Source organism: Oribacterium sp. WCC10 (assembly GCF_900113415.1).
GTDB lineage: Bacteria > Bacillota > Clostridia > Lachnospirales > Lachnospiraceae > Oribacterium.
Genome location: NZ_FOPH01000003.1, coordinates 209,033 through 228,219 on the forward strand (window position 1 = coordinate 209,033; position 19,187 = coordinate 228,219).

17 protein-coding genes and 2 riboswitches are annotated in these 19,187 nt (G+C 39.6%); of the genes, 3 read left to right on the forward strand and 14 right to left on the reverse strand.

Features of this window, described 5'->3' with window-relative positions:
- Positions 1–157: 157 nt before the first annotated feature.
- On the reverse strand, positions 158–724 hold the full coding sequence (locus BM294_RS03540; protein ID WP_091204954.1) for a ComEA family DNA-binding protein: 567 nt from the start codon (positions 722–724) through the stop codon (positions 158–160).
- A 59-nt stretch (positions 725–783) separates the two neighbouring features.
- Positions 784–882: riboswitch (TPP riboswitch) on the forward strand.
- Between the two features lie 67 nt (positions 883–949).
- Between BM294_RS03540 and thiT the strand changes: the two genes are divergently transcribed.
- Positions 950–1,489, forward strand: a complete 540-nt coding sequence (gene thiT / locus BM294_RS03545; RefSeq protein WP_091204956.1) for an energy-coupled thiamine transporter ThiT — start codon at positions 950–952, stop codon at positions 1,487–1,489.
- 165 nt (positions 1,490–1,654) lie between these two features.
- On the opposite strand, the gene BM294_RS03550 is transcribed toward thiT, so the two are convergent.
- The 11 genes from BM294_RS03550 to BM294_RS03600 form a co-directional block, all read right to left on the reverse strand.
- The gene (locus tag BM294_RS03550) at positions 1,655–2,518 is read right to left on the reverse strand and encodes a hydroxyethylthiazole kinase (RefSeq protein ID WP_091204957.1); all 864 of its coding nucleotides are present in this window, start codon (positions 2,516–2,518) and stop codon (positions 1,655–1,657) included.
- Between the two features lie 11 nt (positions 2,519–2,529).
- Positions 2,530–3,084: an energy coupling factor transporter S component ThiW gene (gene thiW / locus BM294_RS03555; protein ID WP_242944409.1), complete on the reverse strand. Its 555-nt coding sequence runs from the start codon at positions 3,082–3,084 to the stop codon at positions 2,530–2,532.
- 28 nt (positions 3,085–3,112) lie between these two features.
- Entirely contained in the window at positions 3,113–3,931 is an 819-nt protein-coding gene (thiD, locus tag BM294_RS03560; RefSeq protein WP_091204961.1) for a bifunctional hydroxymethylpyrimidine kinase/phosphomethylpyrimidine kinase, read from the reverse strand.
- Positions 3,932–4,070: 139 nt separating this feature from the next.
- Positions 4,071–4,712 (reverse strand): thiamine phosphate synthase, encoded by a 642-nt coding sequence (thiE, locus tag BM294_RS03565; RefSeq protein ID WP_091204963.1) that lies wholly within the window; start codon positions 4,710–4,712, stop codon positions 4,071–4,073.
- A gap of 161 nt (positions 4,713–4,873) precedes the next feature.
- Positions 4,874–4,983: riboswitch (TPP riboswitch) on the reverse strand.
- A gap of 90 nt (positions 4,984–5,073) precedes the next feature.
- Positions 5,074–5,955: a bifunctional 5,10-methylenetetrahydrofolate dehydrogenase/5,10-methenyltetrahydrofolate cyclohydrolase gene (locus BM294_RS03570; protein ID WP_091204964.1), complete on the reverse strand. Its 882-nt coding sequence runs from the start codon at positions 5,953–5,955 to the stop codon at positions 5,074–5,076.
- Positions 5,956–6,026: 71 nt separating this feature from the next.
- Positions 6,027–6,710, reverse strand: coding sequence for a cyclodeaminase/cyclohydrolase family protein (locus BM294_RS03575; protein WP_091204967.1), 684 nt, complete (start codon positions 6,708–6,710; stop codon positions 6,027–6,029).
- Positions 6,711–6,867: 157 nt separating this feature from the next.
- A complete protein-coding gene (locus BM294_RS03580) occupies positions 6,868–7,740 on the reverse strand; it encodes a cation diffusion facilitator family transporter (protein ID WP_091204968.1) in 873 nt (290 codons plus the stop codon).
- A 201-nt stretch (positions 7,741–7,941) separates the two neighbouring features.
- A complete protein-coding gene (locus BM294_RS03585; protein ID WP_139225844.1) occupies positions 7,942–11,136 on the reverse strand; it encodes an EAL domain-containing protein in 3,195 nt (1,064 codons plus the stop codon).
- 339 nt (positions 11,137–11,475) lie between these two features.
- Complete coding sequence (locus BM294_RS03590; RefSeq protein WP_091204972.1) at positions 11,476–12,003, reverse strand: nitroreductase; 528 nt, start codon at positions 12,001–12,003, stop codon at positions 11,476–11,478.
- Between the two features lie 173 nt (positions 12,004–12,176).
- Positions 12,177–13,562, reverse strand: coding sequence for an AmmeMemoRadiSam system protein A (amrA, locus tag BM294_RS03595; RefSeq protein ID WP_091204973.1), 1,386 nt, complete (start codon positions 13,560–13,562; stop codon positions 12,177–12,179).
- A 146-nt stretch (positions 13,563–13,708) separates the two neighbouring features.
- Positions 13,709–14,629, reverse strand: a complete 921-nt coding sequence (locus BM294_RS03600) for a hypothetical protein (RefSeq protein WP_091204975.1) — start codon at positions 14,627–14,629, stop codon at positions 13,709–13,711.
- Positions 14,630–14,904: 275 nt separating this feature from the next.
- On the opposite strand from BM294_RS03600, the gene BM294_RS03605 reads away from it, so the two are divergent.
- Positions 14,905–16,077, forward strand: a complete 1,173-nt coding sequence (locus tag BM294_RS03605; RefSeq protein ID WP_091204977.1) for a DUF819 family protein — start codon at positions 14,905–14,907, stop codon at positions 16,075–16,077.
- 141 nt (positions 16,078–16,218) lie between these two features.
- Complete coding sequence (locus tag BM294_RS03610) at positions 16,219–17,397, forward strand: CapA family protein (protein ID WP_091204978.1); 1,179 nt, start codon at positions 16,219–16,221, stop codon at positions 17,395–17,397.
- Here the strand turns inward: BM294_RS03610 and BM294_RS03615 are convergent.
- Together BM294_RS03615 and BM294_RS03620 are read right to left on the reverse strand one after the other, a co-directional pair.
- Complete coding sequence (locus tag BM294_RS03615; protein WP_091204980.1) at positions 17,377–18,210, reverse strand: alpha/beta fold hydrolase; 834 nt, start codon at positions 18,208–18,210, stop codon at positions 17,377–17,379. The two genes, BM294_RS03610 and BM294_RS03615, sit on opposite strands and share 21 nt — an antisense overlap.
- 221 nt (positions 18,211–18,431) lie before the next feature.
- Entirely contained in the window at positions 18,432–19,034 is a 603-nt protein-coding gene (locus BM294_RS03620; RefSeq protein ID WP_091204982.1) for a 5' nucleotidase, NT5C type, read from the reverse strand.
- Positions 19,035–19,187 lie beyond the last annotated feature (153 nt).

The window sequence follows — 19,187 nt, forward strand, 5'->3', positions numbered from 1 at the left end:
AGAACCTCCAATAAAAGTTGTGCAAATGCACATTTTACAGACATCTGCCGAATTTGTACAGATTATTTTTAAATTTAGGCATAGTCCGACAATTTTTTAGTTAAACCTTGGCAATATGATAACACAATAATATGTTTTATGCATCAAATAATGCATATTATCTCACAGTAATATAATTTTTAAGCTTTTCAAAAGTTTTGTCGCCTATTCTTTTTACATTTTTGATTTCTTCAATATCTGCAAATCCGCCATACCTGTTTCTGTAATCTATAATATTTTGTGCCGTTGAAGGACCGACTCCAGGCAATGAATCAAGCTCCTGTAATGATGCTTTATTCAGATTTACAAGTGACGAGTTCTCTTCTGTGTTTACCTCGGCTTCCTCCGGTAAGGCTATTTCTGTTTCCTCAAGAACATCTTCAGATTCATTTTCTTCTGTCTCACGTGATGCTTCTTCATATACGTTATCACCTGTATTATTCTTTTTCTGTACATCATCCGGAAAGTCAGTTTGATCGTTTATATCAGTCACGGCTTTACCCTCTGAAACACCGGTCTCTTCATATATTATTGCATTTGCCTGCTGTTCACTTACAAAGCTGATACCTGTTTCCTTTCTCTCAGAAGTCACATACCAAATACCGCACATTATCATTAAAATCATGGCCGTGATTTGTTTGAACCTTTTTAGTTTTTCATGCATTTCGTATTTCTTTTTATCCATGATATATAAGTTTCCTTCCTTCACTTGACACGAATCTGTCAAGAGTTATAATTCTTGAGAACAAACGCTAGGGGCGCATTTGCTGAGATGATCCTTTGGATCAACCCTTTTTACCTGATCAGGTTAGTACCTGCGTAGGGAAGCAATTATCTGTTGATATCACTTGTACTTTTAGTGAGTTACATGATATTTATGCATGCCCCTCCATTCAAAGGAGGTTTTTTTATGTCAAAAAATGTCAAAACTATCGTCTTCTGTGCTGCATGTATCGCACTGGCCACCATCACTTCAATGATTAAGATCTTTCACTTTCCCACAGGTGGTTCCATCACTCTTTGTTCTTCGCTTTTTGCCATTCTTCCCGGATTTTTCTTCGGTCCGGTTACAGGTATCATTACCGGAGTAGCATATGGCCTTCTTCAGCTCATAGTTGATCCATATATTCTTACCCCTGTACAGGCATTTATTGATTACATTCTTGCCTTCGGAGCACTCGGCGTGTCCGGATTCTTTTCGAACAAAAAGAACGGTCTCTGCTATGGATACATTGCTGCATGCATACTGAGATGGTTCTTTGCATTTTTATCAGGTGTATTATTCTTTGGCGAATATGCATGGGCAGGCTGGAATCCTGTTCCATACTCTGCCGTATACAACCTTATATGCATCGGTTCAGAAGCCATTTTAACTCTTGTTGTTCTTCAGGTTCCGGCATTCATCAATGCTTTCACCACAATGAAATCCAGCATAAATACAGCACACTGAATCATTCCTCATAACATAAGCACATATGCGAAGAAATATGGTGGGTGGCATGCCTATGCCGCTCACTTTTTTTGATTTTTGTATTTGATTTAATGGAAATCCGGTCACGAAAGTGACCGGTAATGAGATTTATATATTAGCCTAATTTTAGAAATATAGCAAGAATTAAAATGCAGAAAACATATCCATAATCATCATTCTAAACGTACCTGAGCCATAGTTTCCGTTTGGTAATGGTTTATTCAGTCTCAGGAATCTGACATTTTCCTCTGCCTTTTCCGAAACATGATTTATATACCTGATACCGGAAAGAACCGCACTGAAATAAGTGAACGACTGTCCCGAATCGCCAACACTCTTATTGTAAATATCAGCTCCTGCTAAAAATGCTGACAATACGACTGATGACATACATCCTGTTCCCGTCACACCCGTCATCATTGCCGAACCGCCTATTACCTTTTCGGTTTCATACGGTGAAGAAATAAGATCTGTACTGCCTGAACAGATAAGAACAGGTGAATAAACTATTCCCTTTTCTTCATAGCATTTCTTTTTATCGATGCAAAACCTCTGCATCATCAGAAGAAGTTCATCGTCATCTGTTCCATCCTTAAATCTGAATGAATCAACTCCTGTTTCTGTTTTTTCATCCTTCAGGACAGCCATGATTTCAGCACGGTTTCCTCTTATGACAGAAGGATGATAATCATCGATAAGTTCTTTCATAAAGCCTCTTCTGAACGAAGAGCCTGAAACGCCTACCGGATCTACCAGAATCGGAATACCTTTAGCATTAGCCGCAGCAGCACTTTCTCTCATGGATTCAAAGTACTCGGTAGCTCCAAGATTCAATTCAAGTCCGTCACTTCCCGAAGTTATCTCACCTGCCTCTTCCGGTGCATGCGACATGACCGGACGTGCTCCTATGGCAAGGAGTACGTTCGCACAGTCGTTGACAGTCACATAGTTGGTTATAGAATGTATAAGTGGTCTGTTTTTTCTGATTATTTCTATGATTCTTTCCATCTTAATATAGTCTACTTTGACTCCAAAATATCTTTAGCTCTTTCAATCATTCTGATCTGCTTTAGTGCCATTGTTATGATGATTGCAAGAAATGTTCCGCCTATGGTGCTGATAAGGAACGGTATAACAAACGTAAATACACCGGCAGCGCTGTTTCCCATCACAAATGCTGATACAGGATAAGACAGCATCCCGCCTATGATTCCGGTACCGAAAACCTCACCTATATAGGCTGCAGGAAGCTTTTTGAAATACTTATACATAATACCTGATAAAAATGCACCGCACATAGACCCCGGAAAAGCAAGCAATGATCCGAGTCCCATAAGATTTCTCAGTACACTTGCTGTAAAAGCAGCTATTATTCCATAACCGGGGCCCAAAAAGATTGCACACAAAACATTTACAAGATGCTGTACAGGTGAACATTTTGAGCCGAATACGGGTATGGAAAATGTTGATCCTACTACAGCTACAGCTGCAAAAAATGCTGCAAGTGCAAGCTTTTTGGTGTTGATACCCGAAGTTACATTCATTTCCAGAGTTTCCTTTTTTAGATTATCCATTACAATCTCCTGTTCCGGAGCAGCAAATTTACATTACGATACCGGTATCACAGAAAGTATAATCACCCTTTATCGCAAAGCCATGATCCATAGGTCCTGAGCCCTTTCCAAGATCAAGCATTGCTCCCAAAGCACCGGAGATATAGTTCTTTGCATAACGTACAGCATCCTGAAGTCCATATCCCCTGGCAAGATTCGAGGCAATGGCAGAAGATAATGTACATCCGGTACCGTGAGTATTCGGGTTGTTTATACGTTTTCCGTTGAACCAGACATAGCCTTTATCTGAATATAAGAGATCATTTGCATCATTAAGACTATGTCCGCCTTTACATAATACCGCACATCCGAAAGTCTCAAATATCTTTTTAGAAGCATTTATCATATCCTGAGTACTTTCAATCTTCATTCCCGACAAAACTTCTGCTTCAGGAATATTGGGAGTGATAACTGTGGCTATGGGCAGCAAATGCTCTTTCAATGTCTCGATAGCTTCTTCAGTTATAAGTCTTGAACCGCTTGTGGCCACCATTACAGGATCCACAACTATGTTTTTCGCTTTATAAAATATGAGTCTTTCGGCTATGACCTTTATTAGTCCGGAAGATGATACCATTCCTGTTTTTACCGCATCCGGGTAAATATCAGTGAATATACAGTCCAGCTGCTCCTTTAAAAATTCAGGACTGCTTTCCATAATGTCAGAAACACCGGTAGTATTCTGGGCAGTTAATGCTGTAATTGCGCTCATGGCGTATACATGATGTGCAAGCATTGTCTTGATATCTGCCTGGATGCCGGCGCCTCCGCTGGAATCACTTCCTGCGATTGTTAATGCTGTCTTCATATTATCTCCTTCCTGATGCGGGGTAGACTTGATGCAATGCCACTTGCTTCATTCCGCATCCTTCAACATTAATTTTATATAGCGACATGAGGTGGTGCCCCCGACATGCCGCTTTTATGTCAAGTGACAGTGGACATGATTAATCTATACCCGCTATCAACTCAGCAACCTTCCTTAGTTCCGCTGTTGCATTTTTTATATCATCGACTCCGAAAATACTGCTGACAACTGCTATTCCGGATGCTCCGGAATGTATAAGATTATGTGCATTGGAAAAGTTTATCCCGCCAATTCCAACAACAGGAACCTTAACAGATTGTGTTATGGATGAAAATGTTTCCATAGTCATATATATGGCATCTTTCTTTGTGGATGAGCCAAAAAGTGCCCCGGATCCTAGATAATCAGCTCCTTCCTTCTCTGCAAGAAGTGCCTGTTTCACTGTTTTGGCAGTGACTCCTACTATTTTTCTTTCACCGAGCATCTTTCTTGCTTCATAAGCCGGCATATCATCCTGACCAACATGCACACCGTCAGCATCGATAAGTCCGGCAAGCTCAACATCATCGTTTATGATGAAAGGAATATTGTGTTTCCTGCACACAAGTTGTATTTCCTTTGAAAGATTCAAAAGATCTTCCCCCTTAAGTTCCTTTTCTCTCAACTGAAGCATGGTGATACCACCTTCTATTGCTTCTGAAACAGCTTCCGCCAGTGTTTTTCCATTTTTTAGACAGGCTCTGTCAGTGATACCGTAAAGCAATAATTCTTCTCTTTTCATACAGCTCCTAACATTTATTCTTTATGCATGATACACAAGCTAAAGTTATGTGGTCATACAGGTACAGCATAAATCAGATATTAATAACAATCCTTTTTCTGATAGGTAAAGCCACGACAATAAAAAAGGACTATCCTGATATGGATAGTCCTCGGGTTAACGTATACAAAAGCTCTACTCCCTACGTTGGCATGATCCAAATCAGGTTTCAGGGTCCGGGAAGCACATTCCCAATCTCAGCCGGTTCTGACCGACACCCCCGTTTACTTCTATATGTACAACTGAATGTACATAATTATTGTTAAATTATATCACGTTAGAAACATATGTGATATTGATTTTTGAATTTTAAAAAAAATATTTATTCTATATATTCATCTTTGGAGTCATCAACTTCCGGAAGATTCAGCTGAAGTCTTGCCGCATCTACAAGGTGTTTTGCAAGAACGGCAGTTGTAACTGTACCAACACCACCGGGTACAGGTGTTGCTGCACCTGCTTTGAGAACGATCTGATCCCAGTCGCAGTCACCTGAGAGATTGCCCTGCTCATCTACATTGATTCCCACATCGATCACAGTGGCATCTTCCTTTACATAGCCTCCGCTTATCTGCTTTGCTTTGCCAATTGCAGCTACAACTATATCCGCTTCTGATGCAACCGACTTGATATTTACGGTTTTTGAATGACATACAGTTACAGTTGCATTCTCTTTAAGAAGAAGCATCGAAAGCGGCTTTCCTACAACCATGGAACGTCCTATGATACAGGCTCTCTTTCCGGCCATCTCAATGTTGTAACCTTTGAGTATCTCAACTACAGCCTGTGCTGTACAAGGTGCAAATGCATCCTTGTCACCACGCATGATTCCTGCAACATTGGCATCTGTGATACCATCGAGATCCTTTAAAGGATTCATCTTCTTAAGCATGGCTTCTTCATCGATATGCTCAGGAAGCGGGCGCATAACAAGTATTCCGTGTATATCGGGATCGTTGTTGATAAAATCAAAAACCTCCTGAAATTCTTCATTGGTACAGTTTGCGGGAAGCTCATAATCTTTTGCTTCCAGGCCAAAATCAACGAAACGTTTCTTTATATTTCTTTCGTAGGCTATATCAGCTTCTTTGTCACCTACTCTCAGTATGGCGAGTGCAGGCAGGATACCATTGTACTTTCCAACAAAATCAAGACATTCTCCCTTTATACGGTCTGCAATTAATTTACCTTTTAATTCCTGCATAAGTTCTCCTTTTCTATAAATAATATGATGTAAGGGGCAAATATACTTTTGACACTCACGTCATAATATAATCACTCGAAGTCAACTTTATTTCTTTTTATTCTGTCTTTTTCAGCGTCATAGTCAGGTCTTATTGTATCTTCAACCTGCTCATATATAAGACGGGCTTTACTCTTTCCGTCATTAAGAAGCTTATATGCATATTCATTAAGCTCAATCATACGGTTTTTATTCTTCATCATCTTTGTATTGATGTAAACATTCATGACGGCGCCTTCAATTGCAGTATTTAAAAATGATACCCCAACGCCGACATCACTAAGCATAAGCTTTGATCCGTTATCCGCAAGCTCCTGCATGCATATCAGTGCCTCACAGGCACATTCCATAACTTTTACAGGAGTCATGGAAGCAGCGGAAAGACAGCTTTCAAGAGTTGTTTCCTTGTAGTCCTTCTCTTCAACAGTGTTTTCCGGAAGACTATAAGCCTTGCTCAAAGGATAAAATACTTTTTCATCTTCGTCTGACAACTCCAAAAATCTGCTTCTGAGCTTTTTAAGCTTTTCCTGTATTGTCTTTAGTCTCGGCTCAAAATCCGCATACTTTTTCTTTCCGCTTGTAAAGCTGCATACCATAAGTCCAAGACTTACACCGTAAGCACCTGCTAATGCACTGGCACCGCCGCCTCCCGGTACGGATTCTTTGGCTCCGAGCTTTTCAAGATATTCTTCGATTTTCATTTCCTTAGATGTCATAATATTCTCCGTTCATATCAGAAACACATTTAACACTTAAGAGTGCAGTTTGTCAGGAATCCTTACGGATTCCTGACAAACTGCACTCAAAGCCTGACTCTTTCAATAATAATCACAGGCTGTTGTGCTGCTGAACATGATTCATCATTTTCAGATTTCAGTCAAGGTATGGATTCACATGGATCATAACATGCTTTATGTCCGAAAACTCATGTTCAAGACCATGGTGAACATCCTCTGCGATGGCGTGGGCATTTATCAGGGACATATCTCCCTTCACCGCTATCTCAAGATCTACATATACTCTATTGCTGAACTGTCTTGTCCTGAGTACATCTATACGAATCACACCTGGTTTAGAAAGAACATATTCTCTTATGCTCTGTTCAAATTCATCATCGCAGGAAGTATCAAGCATCTTGTTAAGTGAATCTTTTATTATGTCAAAAGCAACCTTTAGTATCAAAATGCAAATCAAAAGACTCGCTACAGGATCCATGAATGGAAAACCAAGTTTTGCCAGACCTATTCCTATGAAAGAACCGACAGAAGAGATCGCATCAGAGCGGTGATGCCATGCATCTGCCTTGAAGGCGTCTGAATTAAGTTTCCTGGCATAGTACATGGTATACCAGAACATCCCTTCCTTGACAATGATGGAAACTATCGCTGCAATCAGCGGAAGAAATGTAGGTATCTTTATTTCTTCCTGATGAAAAAACAGTTCATTGATACCGGTATATCCTATTCCAAGACCTGTTCCTGCAAGAATAAGTCCAAGCATCAGTGAAGAAATACACTCAAATCTTTCATGTCCGTAGGGATGATTTTTATCTTCTGCCTTTTGAGAGATTCTCACGCCTACAGTAGCAATAAGAGTTGCGAATACATCAGAAAGTGAATGTACTGAATCTGAAATCATAGCACCGGAGTTTCCAAGGATACCTGCAATAAGTTTGAATCCGGCCAGAACTATATTTCCGAAAATCCCTACATTCGAAAGCCTTTTTACAATACTATCATTGCTCATAATCATTCCTCCATGAGAACGATAAAATAAATTATAAACAATTTATTTTCCAAAGAAAATGCATATTGAGTTATTTTTTAAAGAACAGCATTATATTTTTACACAAAAGTTAAGCTTCGTGCCGAAACACGAAGCTTACGAACTCTATAACTTAAGATTCAGAATATCCCATATAATCTGTAAAAGTCAATCCTACGCCATTTAGGAGTCTGAATCCGTTTCCTCTACATTCATAGTAACATTAAACTTCTTCAGATTGCTTTTGTTCTTGTACATTCTCCTGTCCGCACGAGTGAAAACATCTGCCACACAAATGTCATTATCATTTTTATACTTTGACATACCGCATGCTATAACTACACCATCATTGAATAATGCATCCTCATTGTGTGCGGCAATAGTATTGATCAGACTGTCTATCTGTTCGTAGTCTGTCCCCTGAGAAACAGCAACAAACTCATCACCTCCGACTCGAAAGACCTCACTATGCTTGAATGTCCTGCAAATGATATTGCATGCTTCACAGATGCATTCATCTCCTGCACGATGACCTTTTGTATCATTGATCTTTTTGAGATCATTCATATCAAGAATCGTGATCGCAAAACAGGGCTGACGCTTATCTGCTATCCTGTGATTAATTATAGACTCCATTTCCTGATATGCATTCTTGTTTTTTATTCCTGTCAGAGTATCAATCTGAGCTTTATTCTGAGCCTGAGCAATGCGTTCCAGGTACTCACGTTTGATACGCATGGCATCAGTAACATCCTGACACATACCTAAAAGGCATTGTCTTCCGGTATTATCAACAAACTTCAGCTTTGTAGTCTGGAATTTTTGCGGATTTCCTGCAGCATCCGGTACATCTTCAAAGAAAATGTAGGGTTTATCCATTGATAATGCCTTTTTATCATCTTCTACAAAATGCCTCGCTGTATTCTCATCGAAGATCTCATAATCTGTTAAACCAACAACTTCCTCCGGAGTAGGTTTATGGGCATAATCTGCAAATGCCTGATTACATGCAAGATATACTCCGGTTGTCACATCCTTTGAAAATGTCATTGCCGGCATATTTTTCAAAAGAGAATCTACTGATTCTTTCAGTTCGGAAATCTTTTTGATTGTATTAACATCCTGCTTTACGCGTTTGTTATCCTGCTGCAGATTTGCCCGTTTACCTGATATTCTGTACATTTCTTTGTCAGAATGACCGGCAATTGTGTTAATGTCCACATCTGATGCCGAGAGTATGACTATCATAACTGCCGAAACACCATTCACAGGATTTACAGCAACTCTGCATACAAACAATTGAATCATTTTTCCGTCAATTGTTATGTCATCAACTATCACTCTTTTACCATCTCTGGCGACCTTCATAACAGCCTTCATTGAATAAGCTCCGGGCTTATCCATAAGTCTGGAAGTATCAAATCTCAATTTCCCATAAGTATCCGGAAAATTCTCTTTGAAAAACTTTTTATAAACATCATTGGCTCTTATAACTGAGGCAAATTGATCTTTACATTCCACCATAATCATAGGCCATGTATCAAAATAGTTTTTCAGCTTATCGTCATCAGAGCTGGAAAACGAAAGGTTATAGAAATTAACTTTTCCAATCCTTGAATAGTAATCGGTTTCAAGAGGATTTTCAAATCCGATCTGAACGCCTTTTTCATATCTGTCAATGATATCCTCAAGTGAAACAGGCTTACAGAAATAGTAGCCCTGTAGCATGGTGCATCCTATATCCTTAAGAAATTCAGCCTGTTCTGTTGTTTCAACCCCTTCTGCGACTGTATCCATGCCAAGTGACATAGCCATCCTTACTATCTCGGTCAGAATGATCTTCGCCTTATCACCATCATCAAGCTGACGGACAAACATCATATCTATCTTAATGAGATCAAACGGTATCTTATGCAGTATCAAAGGAGATGAATAACCGCTTCCGTAATCATCCATCCATACATCAAACCCAAGATCTTTAAACCGCTTTATCTCATTGAACATATAATCGATGTCATTGGCCACAATGCTTTCCGTTATCTCTATGACAAGTCTGTCACGCGCAATGCCCGATGCATCCACTCGTTTTCTGATTTCTTCAACGATATCGCAGGTATAAAAGTCCGAACGGGATAAATTGACAGATATGGGAACTACATAGAGACCTCTCTCTGCCTGCACTTTCATTTTCTTAAGAACGGTATCTACAACATAAAGATCCAGCTTATAGATAGTATTTGACTCTTCAAGTGCCGGTATGAAGGCAGCAGGACTGAAAAATCCTTTCTTCGGATCTATCCATCTTGCAAGAGCTTCCTCATGGCAAACTCTTCCGTTAGCTGTTCTTATGATGGGCTGATAAAAGATCCTGATCCATTCATCACTTATAGCTCTGTCAATATTTTCAACCACATACTGTCTTTCTTCAATTTCAGTCATCATCTTAGGGTTGAATGTATATATGTTGGAAATATAGTTTTTTCTGCCGGAATCACAGGCAATCTTTGCTCTGTCACATGCTCCGCTTATGCTGATGCTTTCATCTTCATAATAGTATATGCCGATTCGAAGAGTCATTCCTTTATTACTATCCATTCCGAATTTTGATTTTATCAGCTTTTCAGCAGCATTTTCAGCATTCTCATCATCAGTATATACACAGAAATGATCAGCATTAAATCTACTGCAATTCTCATGACTGAACAGCTCAATCACTTTATCGGCAAAGGATTTTAAATATTTGTCACCTTCTTCGATACCATACTTTTGGTTATAGACTTTTAAACCGTTGAAATCCATGAAAAGAATAACAGGAATTCTTCCGTTCTTCCGTATCTCCCTGCATCCGGCTTCAGCTAGCTCAAAGAAATATGACATGGAAGGAAGACCGGTCAGATAGTCATGACCGATCTTTATGTTAATACTTCTTTCAGTCAGCTGATTCTTTAATGCATTCAGCAATCCGTCTTTTTCATTTTTACCGTCACCAACAAAAGCCCCCTGATCTGTATACCAGACGAAGGCCAGTCTGACACCATTCTCCTTTTCGATATGTCTTCCGTAAGAATGAATGATCCTGTACTGACCTTCCCGTTTGCTACGGTAGATAACATCATATACTCCGCCCTCAGTAGCAAAACGATAGGCGGCATCTCCTAAAGACGCAAGATCGTCAGGATGGGTATCTTTATACATGTTATTATCCATCAGTTCATATACTTCACTTTTTTTCATATCCCGGTAACCAAAAAGCTCAATGAATCCTTTGGATAATACTATGGTAACTACTCTTTTATTAATAAACTGATAAACAGCGAACGGCACAGCGCTGCTTTCCAGAAATGCCAGCTCTTCATCACTATATCTGTATTTTTTCAAGAGAATACCTCCTGTAAGAATATATGCATGCATATATTTCTTCGTATGTTTTTTAATAATTCATAAGACTCAGGAATCAGAAATATCAGAAAAAATATCCGAGGAAATGCTTTAATCAGCATTTCCCTTTGTATTCATATGAAGGCCCAATCTTTATATTACAAAAAGACACACAGCATAGAAATACTGTGTGCCTTTATGAAATGAATAATCTTGTTATTTATTTATGCTGCCTCTTTTCCTGTCATAGGTCCGAGTTCCTTAAGACCCTGTTCTGCAAGAGGCTTAACCTCATCAAGTGTCTTAATAGACTGAAAAATTTTTGCAGGACACTAAATATCAGTCAACGTAATAAACATAGTTCTCTTTTCTTGGAGCCGGATCCTTCGCGGGAGCAGCTGCATATCCGAGAGCACAGTGTCCGATACCTTCGAAATCACCTTCAATTCCAAGCTTCTTGAGAATTTCTTTTCCAAACTCAGACTCAAACTCTTCCTTTGCCCGGTGAATCCAGATACTTCCTACACCGAGACTCTCTGCTGCATTCATAAGATTACCCATAACGAGTGATCCGTCGTAAATATGTGTACGAACTGCCTTATCAGCAAGTACTATGAGAATAACCGGAGCTCCATAGAACGGATCAAAGCCCTCAGGCCATCCACCGATCTTTCTGTTCTCTTCAGAAATCGCGTCACGCAGTTCCTTGTTTGTGACAGCAATGATCACAGGACTCTGCTTTCCCATACCTGTAGCTGAGTATGTGCCTGCCCTGAGTATAGCATCAAGTTCTTCCTTTTTTATCATATCAGGCTTAAAGCTTCTGCAGCTTCGTCTTGTTTCAAGTACCTTTAATGTCTCGTTCATGAAGTTCCCTCCTTACGAATATGTTATGTAAAAAATGATGTAATTCATATCAAATCGCTATAGATTGCAAACAATATAATAGTACCATATCGTTCTGAATTTTCAAGTCTATTTGATTTTTACTTTTTTAAAAACAATCATCGGGAATCCAGCTCATCTGAAACCCGCATTTTTCATACATGTCTGATTACTTCAAATCTTTGAAGTCTGATGTCTTCTTCTGAATCTATACCTGCCTTCTGCATAGCTATGGCCACCTGCTGCTCTACAGTATCAACACCTTCAAGATCAGGCAGCAACAGTCCACGGCGATTTCCTTTGCTCACGATAACACCATAACGCTTAACATCAAGCTGATCCATAGATTCTATATCCTCCGGTTCCGAGAGCACATCAACATTAATCTCCAGAAAAGGCAGTTCATCAGGTCTTATTGGACTGAAACGAGGATCCCTTGTGGACGCACTGATAGCATTGTAAATGATTTCTTCCGCAATACTTCTTTTGGTTGGAAGAATTGTGCCTATACATCCCCTGAGTCTCCCTTCTTTATGGATAGATACAAATGTTCCTGCCCTCTTTGAGAGCATTTCATCCGGTAAATCTTCCGGTTCTTTAAGCACCTTTCCGGAAATGATATAAGACTGAAGTGAATCTGCTGCAAGACGTACATAGGCATCAGAATGTTCTGATTTTTTCTCTAATTCTTCTTTCATCTTTTCCATTCTGTTCTTTCGAAAATGTCTTGTTGCATCAGTTTTTACCGGGTAAAAAGATGCAATACCATAACCTACACCTGTCACATCCTGATGTGAATATACTTTTGATTTCACGGCTTTACCATCAAAAGCACCTGCCATGATAACAAAAGATCTGTGTCCACATTCAGCGGCTTTTCGACAGAAGGATTCATCGAAGTCAAACATCTCATCAAAAGCAGATCTCCTTGCGACATCCATTATTCGTTCATCATAAACAGGACCTTCAGGATCAAAACCGTATGGACCTTTTTCCTGTAATTTGTGTGAAAGATCACCGCTGGCTACAAACACTGCATTTATATCACAATCATCTGAGGCCTTTGCAATAATCTCTCCAAGCTCATAATGTTCAAATAATCCAAGACCAGAAAGTCCTATACGTATTATCTTACCATCACTATATTTTTGTCTTATGAACCAGAGAGGTACCATAGTACCATGATCGAGTTCAGAAGACTTCTCGCCCAGAACTCCTGCAGGAAAATCTCGCTGTTCTGCAATTTCACAGATTCTGTTTCTGAGTTCTGTATCATACATTTCATCGAAGGATACTTCCCCGGCATTAAACCTGGAAAATGATCCTTTGGCCCTTTCCCCTGGTGAGATATGAAAGTAGTCAGAATACATGATACTGTGAGGACTTGTGATGATAATGGTATCAGGACGCAACTCTGCAATTTCAGATGCAACCTGTTCATAAGACTTTATCGTTTCACTGACTATTTTTTCACCGCCTTTACCTACATTTGGGATAATAAGAGGGGGATGTGGCACCATAAATGCAGCGACTATAGACATTCGATCACTTCCTTTCAAACAAATATTCTCACATCATTATATCCCAAATTTTATATACCAAAAAAGACTTTTCTCTGATTTCAAATTCAAAGAAAAGTCTTTCACTGTAACATTTCAGGCTAAATAATCCGATTCATAAAAAAATGTCATCGAAGAATCAGCTTCACGAGTCTCAGATGATGAATGAGAACTATTCCCACATCCATGAAAACATGTGCTATCAGAGTCGATACAAGCACACCGTTTGACTTCCACAAGAACTGACTATTGAAACCGTACCAGATGGTAAATCCTGAATACGCAATCATCAGAAACAATATAGGAAGATTTTTCCAGATGTTGATGATATCTCCTTTAAAATTCTCCCAGGTAACATCAAAATAAAAAAGTCTTCCAATGACCATCATAACGAAATATATGATGATGCTTCCGTAGTTTGGACTCTGGTAAATGAAGCAAATATAGACAAGAATCAGTATGACATATATCGAACTGACTAAACGAATACTTGATCGCTGCTTTGCATCTATATAACGAAGCCTCACAAGAAGTCGGTCAAAGATACGGTTCAGAATCATTGATACTATCAGAAATGCGACCAGAATCCAGTCTTTATAGGTATCCCAAAGTATATGTACTTCCCGAAGATTGATACGGTCATTGATAATGTAGTAAAGACTGAGAAGGAGCAACACGGCGGTGCTTGCAAAGGCCATTTCATAGAATGATTCAATGAATGCAAATGGACGAATATCGATTTTACGATGCAATAAGCGCTGACGGCTTCTGGAACGCCTTCTAATGCTATGATTCGGTCGCTCATCAATTAGTGACTCATCATTCTGAGTGGAAATACCATTATCCCGGAAATCCTCCCGGTCATAAGTATCCATTTCCGACTCATCTATATACTCACCTTCCGAACCGGTCTTATCCAGTTCTTTTCTTAACCTTGCGATAATAAGGATTATTCCCATAACAACAAGAAGTGCTGCAAAGCATATCAGAAAGTATGGGACTGCCTTTTCCATATCAAAATAATGTTCTGCGTATTCCTGAAATTCCATAATACCTTCTTTTCTAATGATGATATTGAAGTGTTTTATCATTCTCTGCCACTAAGGTCAACTGTCGTATTTCTTAGGAAAATATGGACAAAAGTCCACTAATTCTTATAAAATTCCTAATTTTTTGTTATGACACCTCAAATTAGCATATATAACCATAATGTATCGCAAAATGTTCTTTTATAAATACATTTTTCACTTTAAAGTGTTATGATTAAATTATTCAAAAATCCACGAATTTTAAGAGTGGAAATACAATTGAAAAGGGGAATGTTATGATTACGAATGGCTTTACTTATGTTGCAGTGCTGCTGTTTATGGCGGCTGTCCTCGTTACTTTGCAGAAGAATGCAAAGGGAGGGCTGAAGAAATTCTTCAGCTATGTACCACCCGTAGTGCTCTGCTATCTCTTTGCTATGCTTTTTTGCACTATTAAGCTCTGGGATATGGCGGAAACCAAGCCTGCATACAGTGCATTAAAGAACAATCTGACCTATGCCATGATCTTTGCTATGCTGCTAAGATGTGACATTCGTAAAGTTCTTAAACTCGGACCAAAGATGCTTATCGGATTCTTCTCGGCAACTGTTACTATCATGGTAGGTTTCATATCTGCATTCCTTATCATGAAAGGTGTTATAGGAAGTGATTCCTGGATGGGTCTCAGCGCACTCTGTGGATCATGGATCGGCGGCTCAGGTAACATGGTAGCCGTACAGGCAGCTTTAAATATCAGTGAAGCCGACATGGGTTATGCACTTGTGATTGACTCCATCGACTATTCTCTTTGGGTAATGTTTCTGCTTTGGGCTATTCAGCTTGCTCCAAAGTTCAATAAATGGACAAAGGCAAATACAAAAACTCTGGATGAAGTATCCAGTAATCTCGAAGCTGAAGCGAAATCCAACACCGCTTCAATCTCTTTCCAGAGTCTTTTACTGCTTATAGGTTCAGCATTTCTTGCAAGTGCAATTGCTTCCAATGTAGGCGCTGCTCTTTACAGTGCAACCAACTTCTCTGATAAGGCAACCTGGACAGTTCTTTTCATTACTGCCGTTTCACTCATCGCAGCTGTAACTCCGCTTGGTAAGGTGGCAGGTTCTTCAGAAGTATCCAATCTCCTCTTATATGCGGTCATCGGTCTTCTGGCCAGCCGTGCAAGTCTCCTTGAACTTGCAGATGCACCGGCCTGGATCCTGACAGGTTTTATCATTCTGGCTATTCATGCTGTTCTTATGCTTATCATATGTAAGGTACTCAAACTGGATCTCTTCACTGCCGGTGTAGCATCTCTCGCAAATATCGGTGGTACTGCTTCCGCTCCTGTTCTTGCCGGAGCATACAGCGGTTCTCTTGTACCTGTAGGTATTCTTATGGCACTTATGGGCTATGTAGTAGGTACTCCTTTTGCGGTTATAGTTGCCAACATCATGAAATCTCTGGCGTGATTAGTATAGATTTACCGGCAGTACTAAGGAACTATCTTTGGAAACACTGATTAAATCAGTGTTTCACTTAAATCCTTTTCACTACCGGTTTTGTAATACCGATTATTGTTTAACTACACTAACCTTCGGAGGTTATCTTTAATGAAAGATAATATACACAGTAAGGCAGTTAATCTGATTTTCACTGGAGACATAGGATTTGATAAATATATGCAGGATCGTTGGAAAGACCCTGAGCTCTTATCTCCTGCTGTACAAAAGTTTTTTGATTCCGGTGATCATGTCATCGCCAATGTTGAAGGTCCTCTGATTGAAGCAAATGACAACGGAAGTCATGGTGTGTTCTTTCACAGTATGAATCCGGAGGCGGTCAATCTACTCGACAAAATCCATTCTGATATATGGAATATTTCCAACAATCACATCATGGATGCGGGCCTTGACGGCCTTGTTAACACCAGATGTCTTGCCGGAGAACATAAGGCAATGACCATAGGCGCAGGAGTTAATGATATTGAAGCATCCTCACCTGTGATACTTCCCGAGTCAGGCGGTATCGGAATGTTTGGTGTTGCATATATGTCTGAATGCATTCCTGCCACTTCCACAGAGCCCGGAGTATTTCGCTGGGATGCCATGAATAAAATAAAAGAACGTATACTTGAGATAAAGTCAAAGTGTCGCTGGTGTATAGTTGTTGCCCACGGTGGCGAAGAATTTGCCGCCATGCCAAACCCCTACACAAGAAACCGGTACATAGAGTATCTGAACATGGGGGCCGACCTGGTAGTGGCGCATCATCCTCATGTCGTGGAAAACTACGAAACATTTCCTAATGGAAAAGCAATTTTCTATTCCTTAGGTAATTTTATATTTGATACAGACTATCAGCGGGTCCATCCATACACTGACAGAGGTGTGCTTCTGAAACTTTCCTTTACTGAAAGCGAAATGTCATTTGAAGCCTTGGGAACAAGAATAGTTCGAGGAAGAGAAGTGATTACAGATGATGAACTGCCTCCGGTTTTTTCGGATATTCCATCAGAAGATTATGAACTCCTCGCCCCTCTTTCTGCCAACGCTTTCATCGAGGAAGAACGAAAAAAGATGATCTATCTTGAACCTGAACGTTTCAGAAATGCATCAGAGGATGTATGGAATTCCTACTTTTTCAGTGAAGAACCGGATGGATATTTCAAGGACGCTCATATGGACTTATCACTGATAGTTCCGCTTTCCAGGAAGGCAGCTCTCCGGGAATGGGAAAAGTCAAAACTTGAAAAAATCAAAGAATATATACTAACCATGGCATCGATCTGAAAGTATTTTTGCCAGTTCCGCGGCTACTTCTTCAGGATGATCATTGACCAGCATATGGGTAGCATTACTGAATTTCACAGAATGATACTCTGTAGGAACATTTTCCTCGTACCATACGGCCAGTTCAGGTGAAAAGATAGAACCCGGATCAGCATAAAAATAATACATAGGGACAGAGAGTTTCTGAACAAAATCTCTGTTGTCAACTGTCTTCATGGATGCAGACAGACTTCTCACTACACCTTCATCACATTGCAAAAGAAATTTTTTTATTCCGGGATTCAATATAAATCCCGGAACTTTCTTTAATTTAGGAGATGCTGCCAACGCAAAATCCTTATAAAGATCAAAAAATGGTCTAACGGAATCAGCTTCCATATTTTCAGCATTATATCTGCCCTGATAGAGTCCCAGTGACCACTCATTATCATTAAGCTGCCTTGGTGTCATGTCGCATAAGACAATCTGTTTTAAACGGTCACATCCAAACTCTTTTATATACGACATAATAACGCCGGAACCCATAGACCATCCCAAAAGAGTCACATCATTAAGTAAAAGTCCGCTAAGCAACTCATCAAGGTCGGATGCGAGAGTAGAAAGACTCACTTTTTCACCGTTTGCATCCTTACTTTTACCGTGTCCTCTATGATCATAAGTGATACAACGGACTTTTCCTTTCAGAGCATCGACTACCTTGTCATAAGTAGTATGTGATCCGGTCCATCCGTGCAGCATCACAACTGTTTGACTGCCTTCACCTTTATCTTCGTAATATAATTTCTCTCCGTTTTTCAGTACAAACTCACTCATATATCAAATAATCCTCTTTATACTATGACCCTGACATCATACTATTATAATACCTACGTAAACTGTGGTATTATTCATGTTGTGACCTCCCTTTGTATGCGGTAATCCCTGTTACCATTGTCTTAGCAACTTTAGTATACAGGTAAATCCACGTTGCTACAAAGAGGAGGTCATTACATATACCTAAAGTCGGATTTTACCTGTCACACCTATGATAAAATTCACTTTGCATTAACTCTGTCGCGTATGCATTTCCAGTCTACACAACGGGTATAATTCTCACCCGGTAGCTTATAGTCCGTATTCCATGGACGGTCAAAAACCATAACCTTCAACTCAGGCATATGATCAAAGAATTTGAAGGCCAAAGGTGAATCCTCTATTGCATAGTCAAATTCCATCCTATAATAATCTTCAAGTTCAAGATTGAACCTGTTGTTCTTGGGCGAAGTATCCCTGCCATACTTATCAAGTGTGTACAGGGTAACTCTTTCAAGCCCGTGCTCATCAAGCCATCTTCTTGAGACATCATATGTACATGCCGGTCGCCCGGTTATGATGGAAACTTCATGACCGCTATCGATCAACTCATTTAATACAAATGAAGCTCCGGGAGTCTCTTCATACGAAAGGAGAACTTCCTCCCGATGTCCTTCGATCATCATCTTCTTATATTCTTCATCCGTAAGATCAAATGTTTTCTTCAGATCAAAGAATCTGACATTCTCATACTGCACCTTCTTACCGAAAAGTCGTTCAGCTATTACTGTAAATGATTTAGCCGTTTCGCACAGACAATCATCAAAATCTACATAAAACTTCATTTAGCAACCTCATTTAGGAATATTTTTAATGTCACAATAAAAACAATGATTAGTATAATTACAAATGACTATTCTATCAATCATGAGATGAGGTATGCTAAAAAAAGAAGTTCATATAAGATCCTGCGTATCTCACATGAACTTCTCATCTTT

Coding starts and splice junctions, on each gene's coding strand:
- BM294_RS03610 (WP_091204978.1), top strand. CDS start 16,219: ATGAAAGATAATATACACAGTAAGGCAGTTAATCTGATTTTCACTGGA.
- thiT (WP_091204956.1), top strand. CDS start 950: ATGTCAAAAAATGTCAAAACTATCGTCTTCTGTGCTGCATGTATCGCA.
- BM294_RS03590 (WP_091204972.1), bottom strand. CDS start 12,003: ATGAACGAGACATTAAAGGTACTTGAAACAAGACGAAGCTGCAGAAGC.
- BM294_RS03570 (WP_091204964.1), bottom strand. CDS start 5,955: ATGCAGGAATTAAAAGGTAAATTAATTGCAGACCGTATAAAGGGAGAA.
- thiW (WP_242944409.1), bottom strand. CDS start 3,084: ATGGATAATCTAAAAAAGGAAACTCTGGAAATGAATGTAACTTCGGGT.
- BM294_RS03600 (WP_091204975.1), bottom strand. CDS start 14,629: ATGGAATTTCAGGAATACGCAGAACATTATTTTGATATGGAAAAGGCA.
- BM294_RS03615 (WP_091204980.1), bottom strand. CDS start 18,210: ATGAGTGAGTTTGTACTGAAAAACGGAGAGAAATTATATTACGAAGAT.
- thiD (WP_091204961.1), bottom strand. CDS start 3,931: ATGAAGACAGCATTAACAATCGCAGGAAGTGATTCCAGCGGAGGCGCC.
- BM294_RS03575 (WP_091204967.1), bottom strand. CDS start 6,710: ATGACATCTAAGGAAATGAAAATCGAAGAATATCTTGAAAAGCTCGGA.
- BM294_RS03540 (WP_091204954.1), bottom strand. CDS start 724: ATGGATAAAAAGAAATACGAAATGCATGAAAAACTAAAAAGGTTCAAA.
- amrA (WP_091204973.1), bottom strand. CDS start 13,562: ATGTCTATAGTCGCTGCATTTATGGTGCCACATCCCCCTCTTATTATC.
- BM294_RS03605 (WP_091204977.1), top strand. CDS start 14,905: ATGATTACGAATGGCTTTACTTATGTTGCAGTGCTGCTGTTTATGGCG.
- BM294_RS03620 (WP_091204982.1), bottom strand. CDS start 19,034: ATGAAGTTTTATGTAGATTTTGATGATTGTCTGTGCGAAACGGCTAAA.
- BM294_RS03550 (WP_091204957.1), bottom strand. CDS start 2,518: ATGGAAAGAATCATAGAAATAATCAGAAAAAACAGACCACTTATACAT.
- BM294_RS03580 (WP_091204968.1), bottom strand. CDS start 7,740: ATGAGCAATGATAGTATTGTAAAAAGGCTTTCGAATGTAGGGATTTTC.
- thiE (WP_091204963.1), bottom strand. CDS start 4,712: ATGAAAAGAGAAGAATTATTGCTTTACGGTATCACTGACAGAGCCTGT.